A 13,468-nucleotide genomic window follows, 5' to 3' on the forward strand; every position below is an offset into this window, starting at 1 on the left:
GACGCGCGGTCTGTTCCATGCGCATCCGTTTTATAGAATAAAAATTCTATTTTGATCCGGGGAAGGAGTCCAGTGAAATGAACAGCATCGGTATTGGCCTGATCGGCACGGGTTTTATGGGCAAGGCGCATGCGCTGGCCTTTGGTGCGGTGCGGGCGGTGATGGGGGATGTGCCCGATGTCCGTCTGGAAGTTTTGTGCGATACCCCGTCCGACAAGGCGGCCCAGATGGCGGCGCAATTTGGCTTTGCGCGGGCGACCGATGACTGGCGCGATCTGGTGTCTGATCCACGGGTTGACATTGTGTCGATCACAACCCCGAACCAGTTGCATCATGAAATGGCACTGGCGGCGATTGCGGCGGGCAAACATGTTTATTGTGAAAAGCCATTGGCGCTGACCTTGCAACAGGCAACCGAAATGGCCGATGCGGCGCAAAAGGCCGGGGTGAAAACCATGGTTGGTTATAATTATATTCATAACCCGACCTTTACCCATGCCTGCCGCCTGATTGCCGACGAGGCGATTGGCAAGGTCATTCATTTTCGCGGCTGGGTCGATGAGGATTATCAGGCCAATCCCGATCTGGCCTGGACATGGCGCAGCACGCTGGCTGCTGCCGGTCTGGGCGCGCTGGGCGATATGGGCTGTCATCTGGTGTCGATGGCCTATGGTCTGGTCGGCCCGATCGACAGCCTGATTGCCGATATGCAAACCGTTCATGAAACCCGCCCGCTGGCCGATGGCAGTGGCCGGGCCAAGGTGGAGAACGAGGATATCGCGACTGCACTTGTCAAATTCGCCGGGGGATTTCAGGGCAGCCTTTCGACATCGCGTTCCGCCTGGGGCCGCAAAAGCCGGTTGGCGTGGGAGGTGCATGGCACGCAGGGCATGTTATGCTTTGATCAGGAACGCATGAACGAATTGCGCCTCTACCAAAACAGCGGCGATCCGGCACAACAGGGCTTTAAAACCATCCTTGCCGGGCCGCAACATCCACCCTATGGCAATTTCTGTCCGGCACCGGGGCATCAGCTTGGCTTTAATGATCTGAAAGTCATCGAGGCTGCCAGCTTCCTGCGGGCAATTGCCAGCAATGACAAACCTTATCCCGATTTTTCCGCTGCGCTTGAATTTGAAAAGGTCATTCATGCTGTGGCCGATGCGGCACGCGGCGATAAACGGGTTTTTGTGTGATGCTGTGATTGTCTGTCTGCTTTCACATTTTCTGCGAATACCAAGCGCGGATCAAAAGTGATTGAAAGAACTGTACCGGCATCGGAAAGCCCGCATTGCGCAGAAAATTCTCGATGGTTGCCTTGGGCAGAACGGACAAATGGGTTTCCATTGACGTTACGACATGTTCCAGACTTGCGTCGGATGCACCTGCGAACCGGTGCATCGCCTTCCATTTTTCCAGAATATTCCGAAATTCTGGCGAGGCCATATCGTCACTGATATCGGCATGAATAAGATAACCGCCCTGCGTCAATCTTGCATGCATGCCGGTGTACATCGCCTGTCGTTCGGCGTCATCGGTCACGAAATGGGTGACCAGAAGGCACAGGATTGCATCAAATTTTTGCTTTTCGTCAATAGAAGCCAGATAGCCATGGGTCAGTTCGCAACGCGATGTCAGGCCATGTTTTTCGATTTTGTCCCGGCAGGCTTCGAGCATCGAGGTTGATGGATCGATACCTGTGAAACGCCATTTCGGATAAGCTTCTGCCAGCGAAACGATTTCTGATCCGGTGCCAACACCGACACACAGGATATGAGCATTTTCGGGCAGGTCATTGAGAATCAGGCGGATCAGCAGATGCAGGTTATTGTTGATGGGGGAGAGTTTTCGATTTCGCTCGTCATAGGTTTCCGATGCCTTGCTGTCAAAAAACTCGGATACGGCCTTGTTCGACATGCCTTTAAAATTCCCTTTTGCTGTCAAAACGGATTTTAATGCGTAAATTTATCAAGCATCAAATCACAGGAATCTGATTGCAGGCAAAGAAAAACCCGCAAATTGATGCGGGTTGGAGGAAAATGATGGCGGATTTCGAGTATTGTTTCTGATTTTCTGAATGCCAGTTAAGATATTGTAATTATGTATAAAATGGCTTTGTGATTTTTTATACCGTGGGAATTGTGCCGCCATCAATCACATATTCCGCGCCATGGATGGATGCTGCCCGATCTGACATCAGGAATGCTGCAAGCTCGGCCACTTCTTTCGGGAATGCGGGGCGTCCGATGGGGATTCCGCCCAAGCTGTCCATCAAACCTCGCCGTGCCGTTTCAAAATCGCTGCCTTCGCTGGCGGCCAGTCTTTCCACCATGGCGACCGAGGCCTCGGTTTGTACCCAGCCAGGAGCAATACTGTTCACGCGAATGCCTTTAGGGCCAACTTCCTTGGAAAGTGCTTTGCTGTAATTGGATAACGCCGCCTTGGCGGCAGCATAGGCCATTGTTGATTCATGTAACGGCAATATGCGCTGGATGGAACTGATATGAATAATCGCACCCTTGCCTTGCTCCATCATAACGGGCAGCAAGGCGCGATCAAGCCTGACGGCGGGCATAAGGTTCTGATCAATGGCTCTGCGCCATTCTTCATCGCTTAACACAGCAAAGCCACCTGCGGGTGTGGAACTGCCTCCGACGACATGTACGATGCCGTCGATGTCACCCCAGTGCTCCATGACAGTGGCAACCAAGGCATTGCATCCATCCGGCGTGCTGACATCGGCCTGTGCATAAAAAACAGAAGCCAGCTTGTTGGACGGCTCGGCGCGGGCGGACGTGATGACATGCGCGCCTGCTGCGGCAAAATGGTTTACAATTGCTGCGCCGATGCCTTTTGTGCCGCCTGTCACAAGAAATCGTTTTCCCTTGAATTCCATTATCCAATCTCCAGCGCGCTGATTTTATCGTCCAGCAGTGTAAACCGGAATGTCAAATTCACAGGGCTTCCTGGAAACGTACCGGAAACTTCCACCCCTGCATCCGCTCCGCCATTGGTTTGATCCCAGCTTTTGACAACATGCATGCAATTGTATTTTTTGTTCACGCCGCGATTCCAAATCGCAATATTCTCATGCCCCTGATGAATACTGTTTTCATCTTTGACTTGGGCATCCGGTGTAAAACAGGCCACGAATGCGTCAACGTTCTGCGTGTTTGCGGCATCAAAGTAAGCGACGAGAACGGGGGGTAAATTCTGCATAGTTGATAGTATCCTCATTTAAATTGCTTTCCCCCGATAATGATTTTATGCTCACTAAATGACAAGTACACACAAAAAAGTAAGTATAGAAAAAACCGGCAATCATGAAAAACACACGCCCGTAACAGCAGCGGTGGGCGTCGATGAGGCGCTGAAAGTGCTGGAAGGAAAATGGAAGCTGTTTATCCTTTTCCATCTATTCGATAAGCAAATAATGCGGTTTTCAGATTTGGAACGCGCAATTCCGGCTATTACGCAAAAAATGCTGACCCAGCAGCTGCGCCAGCTGGAGGCCGATGGACTTGTACATCGTACCGTGTATCCTGAAGTGCCGCCGCGGGTGGAATACCGCCTGACGGAATGGGGATTGGCCTTGTGCCCCACGCTGGATTCTCTTTTGACATGGGCAGAACAAAAGCCGGGAATCACGGCAAATTAAAACCCGCCACACGGGGCGGGTTGGGGAAAATGGTGGGCGTAACAAGATTCGAACTTGTGACCTCTCCCGTGTGAAGGGAACGCTCTAACCAGCTGAGCTATACGCCCGATGCCCGCACGATTTGGTGCCCGGCGATGGCGATATGGGATATCGCCAGTCGGTAGCGCGGGGTTATAAGGGCGCACCCAAGGGGTGTCAAGCCGCCTTTTGCGTCAATTTGGCAAGGGCCGCAGGCAGGGTGGCGAAGTCGGTCAGGACCGCATCGGCCCCCAGCGATTTTGCCCGAGCATCTTCCACCTCGAACGCCACGGCGATGGCGGCAATCCCGGCATCGCGGGCGGCATCGACATCATTGGCATGGTCGCCAACCATCACGGCCACATCGCCACTGGCCGGGTTATGACCCATCGCGGCAAGGGCAAAGCGCAAATGCCCGCCATCGGGTTTCTTGACAGAGGCGGCATCCCCCCCGGCAACAGTTACAAACAGATCGCGAATGCCAAGTTTTGCCAGAATGCGTTCGCAAGGTTCGGTCGGCTTGTTGGATGCCAGGCCAATATTCCAGCCCGTCTGGTGCAAAAGGCGCAAGGTGTCCGCCACCCCGTCATAAAGCCGGGTGCGGGCATAGTCGGTATCCTTGTAATCGGCCAGAAACTGATCGCAAGCCGCTTCAAAATCATCCTTGGGCAGGGTGACATTGCGTGCCGCAAGGGCGCGGCGTGTCAGCATTCGCACCCCGTCACCCAGCATGGCTTCGAGTGCCGGGCGATCAATGGCGGCAAGATTCTGACGGGCGAGGACTTTGTTCATCGCAAAAACCAGATCCTCGACGCCATCAATCAGTGTGCCGTCAAGATCAAACAGAATGAATTTTGCCATGATGCCGTCCTTGTGTCGCAGGCGGGATTGAATTTATCGGACCTTAACCGATTATCGGCGATTAACAAACGGTAACATACGCTAACATCAGGTAACAAAACGTGATTCTTTGGGGGCTTTTGCGCTGCGATCTTTTGGGTTAGGAGTGCAGTCAAAGGTAATATCCCGTAAATCTTCGGGACGATTAAGGGAAGTCAGATGTCGCGACCGCTAAGTGTTGTTGTTCTTGCCGCCGGTATGGGCACGCGGATGAAAAGCGATTTGCCCAAAGTCATGCATAAAGTGGCGGGCAAGCCGATGGTCAATCATGTGATTGATGCGGCAGAGACCCTTGCGGCGCAACAAACCCTTGTGGTGGTCGGGCCGGATATGGATGCCCTGAAGGCGGCGGTTGCCCCTCATCCGACATTTGAGCAAACCGACCGCCTGGGCACGGCGCACGCGGTTCTGGCGGCAAAGCCCGCCTTGGAAAAGGCTCAGGAAACCGGTGGCAATATGATTGTGCTGTATGGTGACAGCCCGCTTTTCACCCGTACAACCTTGCAGCGTTTGATTGCGGCGCGGGAAGACGGCGATTGTAGCGTTGCTGTTCTGGGATTCCGAGCGTTGGACCCGACCGGTTACGGGCGGCTGGTGATTGATTCGGTCAGCGGCGATCTGACCGAAATCGTCGAGGAAAAAGAATGCGATGAAGCTCAAAAGCGCATCAATTTTTGCAATTCCGGCGTGATGTGTTTTGCTGCCCGCGATGTGATTGCGATCCTTGAGGCTATCGGCAATGACAATGCCAAGGGCGAATATTACCTGACCGATGCGGTGGCGGTGGCGCGGACCTGCGGCGGGCGGTGTGTTGCGATTGCGGTGGATGAACAGGAAACGCTGGGGGTGAATTCCCGCCAGCAACTGGCCGATGCCGAAGCCATCATGCAGGACCGGTTACGCGCGCGGGTGATGGAAAACGGGGCCACCCTGATTGATCCGACATCGGTGTTTTTATCGGCCGATACCCGGCTGGGCCGCGATGTGGTGGTTGAACCGCACGTGGTGTTCGGGCCGGGGGTGGTTGTTGGCGATCATGTGAAGATCAAGGCGTTCAGCCATCTGGAAAGCTGTGTTGTCGCGGCAAATGCCGATATCGGGCCATATGCCCGTCTGCGGCCGGGGGCTGATATTGGCCCGGCGGCGCGGATCGGTAATTTTGTTGAAATCAAAAACGCTGTGGTCGAAGCCGGGGCCAAGGTCAATCATCTCAGCTATATCGGCGATGCCAGAATCGGGGCGGATGCCAATATCGGGGCGGGCACCATTACCTGCAATTATAATGGTTTTTTGAAAAGTCACACTGATATCGGGGCCGGGGCGTTTATTGGCTCCAATTCTGCACTGGTTGCACCCGTCACCATTGGCGATGGCGCGATTGTCGCGGCGGGCAGCACGATCAGCGGGGTAGTGGCATCTGATGCCCTGGTGATGGAACGTGCGCCACAAATTGAAAAACCCGGATGGGCGGCCCGTTTCCGGGCGAAAATGAAGGCCCTGAAAGCCAAAAAATAACAGGATGCATAAAGGATTTTGCATCGGAATATTCATCGGGAAAGACGGAACATATGTGCGGCATTATCGGAATTATCGGCAAGAACAGTGTCAGCGAACGCATTTATGAAGGGCTGAAACGCCTTGAATATCGCGGATATGATTCCGCCGGGATCGCCACACTGGTCAATGGCCATATCGACCGCCGCCGCGCCGAAGGCAAGCTGGTCAATCTTGGCATCCGTCTGGGGGAACAGCCGCTGGCAGGGGATGTCGGTATTGGTCATACCCGCTGGGCCACCCACGGCGTTCCAACCGAAAACAACGCCCATCCCCACACCGATGGCAAGGTTGCCGTGGTCCATAACGGCATCATTGAAAATTTTCAAATTCTCAAGGCCGAACTGACGGCCAAGGGCCGCACATTTGCCACCGATACCGATACCGAAGTGGTGGTGCATCTGGTGTCCGATTTCATTGATCAGGGCAAATCGCCGCGTGATGCCGTTGCCGCCACCCTGCACCGGATCGAGGGGGCCTTTGCCCTTGTGATCATGGTGGCCGGGGAACATGACGTGCTGTTTGGCGCACGTCGGGGCACGCCGCTTGCCGTCGGTCTGGGCGAGGGGGAAATGTATTTGGGATCGGATGCGATGGCCCTGTCGCATCTGACCAACAAACTGATTTATCTGGAAGAAGGCGATTGGGTGGAACTGCGCCGCGATGGCGTGCAGGTCCGCGATGAACGTGACAATGATGTGACCCGCGCAACCAAATTGTCCGCCGTGTCAGGGGCGATGATGGGCAAGGGCAATTACAATCATTTCATGCAAAAGGAAATTTTTGAACAGCCTGCGGTGATTGGCGATACCCTGCATTCCTTCATCAATCCGGCAACCCGAACCATCAAACTGCCCGATATGCCGTTTTCCTTTGCCGATGCGTCGCGCTTGACGATTGTGGCCTGTGGCACGTCCTTTTATGCCGGTCTGGTCGCCAAACACTGGATCGAACGTTATGCCGGGTTGGGGGTTGATGTGGATGTGGCATCGGAATTCCGCTATCGCCGCCCGCCGATGGCACAGGGCGGGGTGGCGCTGTTTATTTCACAGTCTGGCGAAACCCTTGATACCCTCGAAGCCTTGCGCTACGCCAAATCCAAAGGCCAGAAAATTGTTTCCATCGTCAATGTCACCGAAAGCACGATTGCGCGTGAAAGCGATGTGGTGCTTCTGACCTGTGCCGGACCGGAAATAGGCGTTGCCTCGACCAAGGCCTTTACCACGCAATTAACCGTTCTGGCGTGTCTGGCCGTTACCATCGGGCGCGATAACGGCACGCTGTCAAAGGATGAAGAATCCGCCATCGTCAATGCCCTGACCGAAATCCCCAAACATGCCGCCGAGGTCCTGCATCATGATGATGCGATCCGCGAACTGGCGATCAATATTGCCGATGCCCGTGATGTGCTGTTTCTCGGGCGCGGGCTTGGCTATCCGATTGCGATGGAAGGGGCGCTCAAGCTCAAGGAAATTTCCTATATCCATGCCGAAGGCTATGCCGCTGGCGAGATGAAACACGGGCCGATTGCCCTGATTGACCAATCGGTGCCGATCATTGTGATTGCGCCGTCCGATGAATTGTTTGAAAAAACCGCATCGAACATGCAGGAAGCGGCCGCACGCGGCGGGCGGGTGATTTTCCTGTCGGATGCCGAAGGACTTGCGAAGCTGGGCGATATGGCATCGGCCACCATCGAATTGCCGAAAGTCGCCGATTTTGTCGCCCCGATCCTTTATACCATCCCGGTGCAGATGCTGGCCTATCACGTTGCGGTGCATAAGGGCACCGATGTTGACCAGCCGCGCAATCTTGCGAAATCGGTGACGGTGGAATAAGCCGGTTTCAGGACGGGACAAGTATAGCCATAAAGGCAGGGTCGCATAAATCGCATGCGGCCCTTTCCTTATCCGGAAGAAGGCGCGGAAATTAATGATTGCATAGCTAACTAAATCTGGATATGGTTCCCCGATGTTTGAACAATGTCTTTATTTCAACACGACATCGCTGGCCCGTATGCTGGAGCGGGAATGGGGGCGCGTTTTCAAGCCTTATGGCTTAACGCCTGCGCAGGCCTTTATGCTGCGGGTCATTCTGGCAAAGGCCCCGATCAGTCATACCGACTTGGCATCGGTGATGAATATTGCCAAGGCGACATGTTCGCGTACGGTGGAAGGGTTGATCAAAATGGGCTTTGTCCTGCGCAGTCAGGCCGATGTGGACGGACGCAGCTTTGAGCTGAGCCCATCGGAACAGGCTCTTGCGATTGCACAGGAGATTAACGAGGCCAGCGCAAGAGTGACGCAGAAGATACAGGAAAAGATTGGCCCGGACGAATTTCGGGAAACCGTTGCAGCGTTGCGCATGATTGGTTCTGCTATCGGGTAACGGTTTCATTTGGGTAAATAGTTGCATAGCTAATTAAATGGAGATCAGAATGCCGATTTTGAAAGTTAAAGTCAGTGGCCGTAAATCTGCCGAGCAGAGCGAGGAAATCGTTGCGTTGCTGATGGATATCACCGGTCGTATTCTGGGCAAAAAGGCAGAGGATACGGCGATCACGATTGAGTATATCGATCCCGATAGCTGGTTTGTGGGCGGAGAGACGCTGGCGGATACCGGGCAAAACAGCTTCTATTTTGATATCAAGATTACCGATGAGACCAACACAAAGGCTGAAAAGGCGCACTACATTCGAGAAGCCTTCGCCGGGTTCAATCGCATTTTGGGAAATCTGCACGCCAAAAGTTATGTCCATGTGGAGGATGTCCGGGCAACTTCCTATGGGTATGGTGGTGAAACGCAAGAATTCCGTTATCACCAATAAACCGGTTTTCTGGCGCGGACCGGGATCACGCCCCGGTTCGTTTCAGATACATACCAATCGATTTTGGTGTGGTTGGCGCAAAACCGAATTGCGCATACAGGTACCGGGCGTCGCCATCGGCGATCAGGCTGATATAGGCCGATTGGGGCGCATGGATTGTTAGCCAGTCGATCAGGGCGGTCATGATGCGTTTGCCAAGTCCCTTGCCCTGATGGGCCGGGTCAACCGCCATATCGACGATCTGAAAGAAACATCCGCCATCGCCCACTACCCGTCCCATACCGACAATTTCGCGGTTATGGCGGATTTGCACGGCATAAAGACTGGCGGCAAGGCCGATGGTTGCGGCCTGTTCTGTTTTGGGGCTGAGTCCCGTATCGCGCCGCAAGCGGCAATAATCTGCCACCGTCGGCGTTTCGACGATCAGTTCATATTCCGAAGGTGACATGGAACTTCCTTTGCAAGACAGCAGGCTGATTATGAATAATTAAAATTTAATCATATTGCCTGTCAATCATCTGGTGGCCATAGGGTGCAGACAGCGCCGCTTTGATCGACTATACCGTCACAAGATTATGCTTCCGGTATCACGGACCTGACATGAAACAGATATTGATCATCGGGATCGGGGCGGGAAACCCCGATCATATGACGGTTCAGGCGATTGATGCCCTGAACCGCGCCGATATGTTGTTCATCCCGGTTAAGGGGGATGACAAACGCATGTTGGTCGATATCCGTCGTGATATCTGCCAGCGTTTCGTCACGGGAAAGGCCAAGCCGGAAATTGAATTTATCGTGCCGGATCGTGCGGGCAAGGATGCTGCTGCGGCCTATCGTATGGCGGTGGGCGACTGGCATGGGCAACTGGCAGAAATTTATGAAAATCTTCTGACCAGCCATGTTGCGGATGGGCAAAGTGCCGCCATTCTGGTTTGGGGCGATCCGGGATTATATGACAGCACAATCCGGGTGGTGGAACGCATTGTCGCACGCGGAAATGTTGCGATAGAATATGATGTCATTCCCGGTATCACCAGTATTCAGGCGCTGGCCGCCCGTCATCGCATTCCGTTAAACGATATTGGCGGGCCGGTGCGGATCACCACCGGGCGGCGGCTTGGGGATGATCTGGGAGGTGACGGTGAAACCACGATTGTCATGCTGGATTCCCGCAATGCCTTTGCCAATATTGACCCGGAAATGGAGATTTTCTGGGGCGCTTATGTTGGGACCGATGCCGAAATCATGATTGCCGGAAAACTGGGCGATGTCGCCGATGAGATTACCCGCGTGCGCGCCGAAGCCCGTATCCGGCATGGCTGGATCATGGATAGCTATCTGCTGCGCAAACAGGGCCGCGATGATGACGACATATGAGTATATCCGCGATGGTGATGCGATTTATACCCAATCCTTTGCCATCATCCGCGCCGAGGCGGATTTGTCCGGCTTTGGTCCCGATGAAGCTGACATTGCCATTCGGATGATCCATGCCTGCGGTCTGGTCGAAGCCGCCCGCCATTTTGTGTTTTCACCCGGTTTTGTCGCGATGGCGCGGGCCGCCCTGATGGCCGGTGCGCCGATCCTGTGCGATGCTGAAATGGTGGCGCATGGCATCATCCGCGCCCGGCTTCCGGTGCAAAACGAGGTGATTTGCACCCTGCGTGACCCCAAAACCCCGGCGTTGGCTTCAAAACTGTACACAACGCGATCCGCCGCCGCCCTGCATTTATGGGGGGCGCGTATGGCGGGGGCGGTGGTGGCGATTGGCAACGCGCCAACCGCGTTGTTTCAGTTGCTGGAACTGATCCGCGATGGTGCGCCCAAACCGGCCGCGATCATCGGGATGCCGGTCGGATTTGTCGGGGCGGCAGAATCCAAGGATGCCCTGGCCGCAGAATCTTATGGTGTGCCTTTTGCCATTGTGCGTGGTCGCATGGGGGGGAGTGCAATGACGGCGGCAACGGTAAATGCGCTGTCCCGGCCCGGCCTGTAATCACCCCAGCACACCGTCGATCCGGCGCAGGGCATCTTCGATGGTGCTGACGGTTGCTAGCCCGTTGGTTTTCGGGCGTTCGATCATGATCACGTCAATGCCCAGTGCCCGTGCTGCGGCGATTTTCCCATAGGTCGCAGTACCGCCACTGTTTTTACAGACAATCACCCCGATGCGGTGATCGCACAAAAGATTTGTTTCCTGCACCACGTCAAACGGGCCACGTGCGGTAATGCAGATGGCATTTTGCAAGGATGCAGGCAGGCTGACCGGGTCAACACTGCGGATCACATAATGATGATGGGGGGCCTTGGCAAAGGCGGCGATTTCCTGTCGCCCGATGGCCAGGAGCACCCGGCGCGGCGTATCCCCTAAAAGACCGGTGGCTTCCGTCATATTTTGAGCAGAATGCCAGCAATCCCCATCTTGCTTTTCCCATGCCAGACGACGGATGGCAAATCCGGGAATGCCGGTTTGCTGGGCGGCCTGTGCGGCGTGGGTGGTAATGTTGGCGGCAAAGGGGTGGGTGGCATCAATCAGAAGATCAATATTATGAGTACGCACCCAGTCGGCCAACCCGGTGGCACCACCAAACCCGCCACGGCGTAGCTGCACGGCGTCGTCTGGCTGGGCCGGATGTTCGGTCCGGCCAGCAAGGGACAGGGTCACGTCAAAGTGCCCGGTTGCCGCCAGCCGGTTTGCCAATATCCGCCCATCCGCCGTGCCGCCAAGGATCAGGATGTTAGGAAGGCCGGAGAATGAGGGCATCAGAATGATCCACTGGTTTGGATGATCCAGACTGTATAGCTGCATCTGCCATTCTGACCAAGGCAAGTGTCTGACAAACTTGAAACCGGCCAATGTTGAAGGAAATTCCGGTTTTTGGTGAATATGCTATAAGGCAATGTCCGGGTTTGATATGTTTTGTGATCAGCTTTACGGCCTTGCACGCCCAGTCAGTAAAGGTTTCACAGATTGCGATTTTTACATTTATTGATGGGAAAAATGGCAATATTGCCGGTTTTGATGCTGGCGGCATGTGCGGGGATGCCACCGGAAATTCCCCGTGCGACGGAAAATTTACCGTCGTGCCGGGCGTTGTTGGCGGCATATGATTGGCGCACGGTAGATGCAGGGGTGGTCAACGCCGAAGCAACCCCGGTTGCGGGATATCCTTTTTTACGCGCCAACCGGATATCGGTGGCGTTAAAGGATCAACTTGATGCAGATGCCGATGGCATGCCAGACAGCCCGGATTTATGGCGTGACTGGATTGCGCAAATGCGTGGACTTGACCGTGATGCCCGATCAGGTGAAATGGCGGCGTTAAAGGCCGACTTCGATATGGTTGCGGTTGAAAACTGTGCCGGTCGTTTGGTCGATGATTTGCCAGAGGCGGCTTATCCTGACCTCGCCAAGGCGGTGTTTGTGCCCTCGAATTATCTTGATTTTCAGCGTATTGCCGGGATGTATCCGATGACGGCAATCGGGGTGCATCGTGGGTATGAATCCTGGAAGTCTGCCAACTTTCAAACATTCAAAAAGCCACGGATTGATCTTCTTGCTCTTGGGGAGTGGCAGGATTGGCGCGTTGTGCCTGAGGATGCTGTCGATTCTCGGTCCGATCTACTTTTGGAAACCGGTCGCGACAGTTTTGGTCTTTTGCATCCGACAGCCCCCCAGCTTGAAGCATTGGCCCGTATCTATGCGCCAGTATATCGCATTAATGTGAGGGGAGATTATGACCGGATCGGGGCTCCTGTCTGGATAGGGGATCCGGCGATTGCCGACATTGATATGCAGCAACCGACGGTTTTTTACCGATTCAGTCATACTTGGCTGGATGGGGTGTGGTTGCCGCAAATTGTGTACACCATCTGGTTTTCGTCGCGGCCGGCACAAGGCATTGTCGATATTCTGGCCGGGAAATTTGACGGAATCATCTGGCGGGTGACACTGGATCAAAATGGGGAACCGCTGCTGTTTGACAGCATTCATTCATGCGGTTGTTATCATTTGTTTTTCCCGACACAACACCTGCAACGCATTGCCGCGCCCGAAGATACAACGATCAGCGAAACTGCGGAAATGCCCGCAGGAATCCTGAGCCTTGGCCACGGGCAGCGGCCCGTCATCTGGATCGATACCATCAGCCATTATCTTCTGGCGGTTACGGTGGCCGATGATGGTGAAACTTCCGGTGCGGGTATTTTGGGAGCGTCCATGTCTTTGCGGCCTGAGCGTGACCTTACCCGGTTGATGCTTCCTGATGGGCGAGGCGTGCGTAGTCTTTATGGTTCGGATGGTTTTATTGCCGGTACAGACCGGCTGGAATGGATGATTTTGTGGCCGATGGGAATCGAAAGGCCGGGCGCCATGCGACAATGGGGCCATCATCCAACGGCCTTTGTCGGAAAGCGGCATTTTGACGAGGTGGGTCTGGTTGGCCGGTATTTTACTTTATACGGGCAATAACCGAAGATATTGATGAAAATCGATTGCCATTCCCATG

At 54.5% G+C, this 13,468-nt stretch carries 15 protein-coding genes and 1 tRNA gene; 9 read left to right on the forward strand and 7 right to left on the reverse strand.

The window, feature by feature from the left end; all coding sequences use genetic code 11:
* The first annotated feature begins 77 nt into the window (after nt 1-77).
* Nucleotides 78-1,196: a Gfo/Idh/MocA family protein gene (locus Q8O73_RS17920; protein ID WP_305559569.1), complete on the forward strand. Its 1,119-nt coding sequence runs from the start codon at nt 78-80 to the stop codon at nt 1,194-1,196.
* A 22-nt stretch (nt 1,197-1,218) separates the two neighbouring features.
* Here Q8O73_RS17920 and Q8O73_RS17925 read toward each other — a convergent pair whose 3' ends face one another.
* The 3 genes from Q8O73_RS17925 to Q8O73_RS17935 form a co-directional block, all read right to left on the reverse strand.
* Nucleotides 1,219-1,917 (reverse strand): class I SAM-dependent methyltransferase, encoded by a 699-nt coding sequence (locus tag Q8O73_RS17925; RefSeq protein ID WP_305559570.1) that lies wholly within the window; start codon nt 1,915-1,917, stop codon nt 1,219-1,221.
* Between the two features lie 208 nt (nt 1,918-2,125).
* A complete protein-coding gene (locus tag Q8O73_RS17930; RefSeq protein ID WP_305559571.1) occupies nt 2,126-2,896 on the reverse strand; it encodes an SDR family oxidoreductase in 771 nt (256 codons plus the stop codon).
* The gene (locus tag Q8O73_RS17935) at nt 2,896-3,219 is read right to left on the reverse strand and encodes a nuclear transport factor 2 family protein (RefSeq protein WP_305559572.1); all 324 of its coding nucleotides are present in this window, start codon (nt 3,217-3,219) and stop codon (nt 2,896-2,898) included. The genes Q8O73_RS17930 and Q8O73_RS17935 overlap by 1 nt, the downstream gene beginning before the upstream one ends.
* 58 nt (nt 3,220-3,277) lie before the next feature.
* Between Q8O73_RS17935 and Q8O73_RS17940 the strand changes: the two genes are divergently transcribed.
* Nucleotides 3,278-3,658, forward strand: a complete 381-nt coding sequence (locus tag Q8O73_RS17940; protein ID WP_305559573.1) for a helix-turn-helix domain-containing protein — start codon at nt 3,278-3,280, stop codon at nt 3,656-3,658.
* A 30-nt stretch (nt 3,659-3,688) separates the two neighbouring features.
* On the opposite strand, the gene Q8O73_RS17945 is transcribed toward Q8O73_RS17940, so the two are convergent.
* Nucleotides 3,689-3,765: transfer RNA gene (locus Q8O73_RS17945), tRNA-Val, on the reverse strand.
* Between the two features lie 88 nt (nt 3,766-3,853).
* Nucleotides 3,854-4,537 (reverse strand): HAD family hydrolase, encoded by a 684-nt coding sequence (locus tag Q8O73_RS17950; protein ID WP_305559574.1) that lies wholly within the window; start codon nt 4,535-4,537, stop codon nt 3,854-3,856.
* Nucleotides 4,538-4,735: 198 nt separating this feature from the next.
* Here Q8O73_RS17950 and glmU point away from each other — a divergent pair, with 198 nt between their 5' ends.
* The 4 genes from glmU (at nt 4,736) to Q8O73_RS17970 (ending at nt 8,957) form a co-directional block, all read left to right on the forward strand.
* Entirely contained in the window at nt 4,736-6,091 is a 1,356-nt protein-coding gene (gene glmU, locus Q8O73_RS17955) for a bifunctional UDP-N-acetylglucosamine diphosphorylase/glucosamine-1-phosphate N-acetyltransferase GlmU (protein WP_305559575.1), read from the forward strand.
* Nucleotides 6,092-6,144: 53 nt separating this feature from the next.
* Nucleotides 6,145-7,968, forward strand: coding sequence for a glutamine--fructose-6-phosphate transaminase (isomerizing) (glmS, locus tag Q8O73_RS17960; RefSeq protein WP_305559576.1), 1,824 nt, complete (start codon nt 6,145-6,147; stop codon nt 7,966-7,968).
* Nucleotides 7,969-8,101: 133 nt separating this feature from the next.
* A complete protein-coding gene (locus Q8O73_RS17965) occupies nt 8,102-8,518 on the forward strand; it encodes a MarR family winged helix-turn-helix transcriptional regulator (protein ID WP_305559577.1) in 417 nt (138 codons plus the stop codon).
* 49 nt (nt 8,519-8,567) lie between these two features.
* Nucleotides 8,568-8,957, forward strand: a complete 390-nt coding sequence (locus Q8O73_RS17970; protein WP_305559578.1) for a 4-oxalocrotonate tautomerase family protein — start codon at nt 8,568-8,570, stop codon at nt 8,955-8,957.
* 25 nt (nt 8,958-8,982) lie between these two features.
* Here the strand turns inward: Q8O73_RS17970 and Q8O73_RS17975 are convergent, their stop codons facing one another.
* Nucleotides 8,983-9,405: a GNAT family N-acetyltransferase gene (locus tag Q8O73_RS17975; protein WP_305559579.1), complete on the reverse strand. Its 423-nt coding sequence runs from the start codon at nt 9,403-9,405 to the stop codon at nt 8,983-8,985.
* Nucleotides 9,406-9,557: 152 nt separating this feature from the next.
* Here Q8O73_RS17975 and cobF point away from each other — a divergent pair, with 152 nt between their 5' ends.
* The gene (gene cobF / locus Q8O73_RS17980; RefSeq protein ID WP_305559580.1) at nt 9,558-10,337 is read left to right on the forward strand and encodes a precorrin-6A synthase (deacetylating); all 780 of its coding nucleotides are present in this window, start codon (nt 9,558-9,560) and stop codon (nt 10,335-10,337) included.
* Complete coding sequence (locus Q8O73_RS17985; RefSeq protein WP_305559776.1) at nt 10,324-10,956, forward strand: precorrin-8X methylmutase; 633 nt, start codon at nt 10,324-10,326, stop codon at nt 10,954-10,956. Before cobF ends, Q8O73_RS17985 begins: the two co-directional genes overlap by 14 nt.
* Here Q8O73_RS17985 and Q8O73_RS17990 read toward each other — a convergent pair whose 3' ends face one another.
* Nucleotides 10,957-11,769 carry a cobalt-precorrin-6A reductase gene (locus Q8O73_RS17990; protein WP_305559581.1) on the reverse strand — a complete coding sequence of 271 codons (813 nt, stop codon included), beginning with the start codon at nt 11,767-11,769 and terminating at the stop codon, nt 10,957-10,959. It abuts the gene before it with no gap.
* Nucleotides 11,770-11,961: 192 nt separating this feature from the next.
* Between Q8O73_RS17990 and Q8O73_RS17995 the strand changes: the two genes are divergently transcribed.
* Complete coding sequence (locus Q8O73_RS17995; protein ID WP_305559582.1) at nt 11,962-13,431, forward strand: hypothetical protein; 1,470 nt, start codon at nt 11,962-11,964, stop codon at nt 13,429-13,431.
* The last annotated feature ends 37 nt before the right edge of the window (nt 13,432-13,468 follow it).

The organism is Thalassospira sp., from assembly GCF_030690045.1.
Classification (GTDB): domain Bacteria; phylum Pseudomonadota; class Alphaproteobacteria; order Rhodospirillales; family Thalassospiraceae; genus Thalassospira.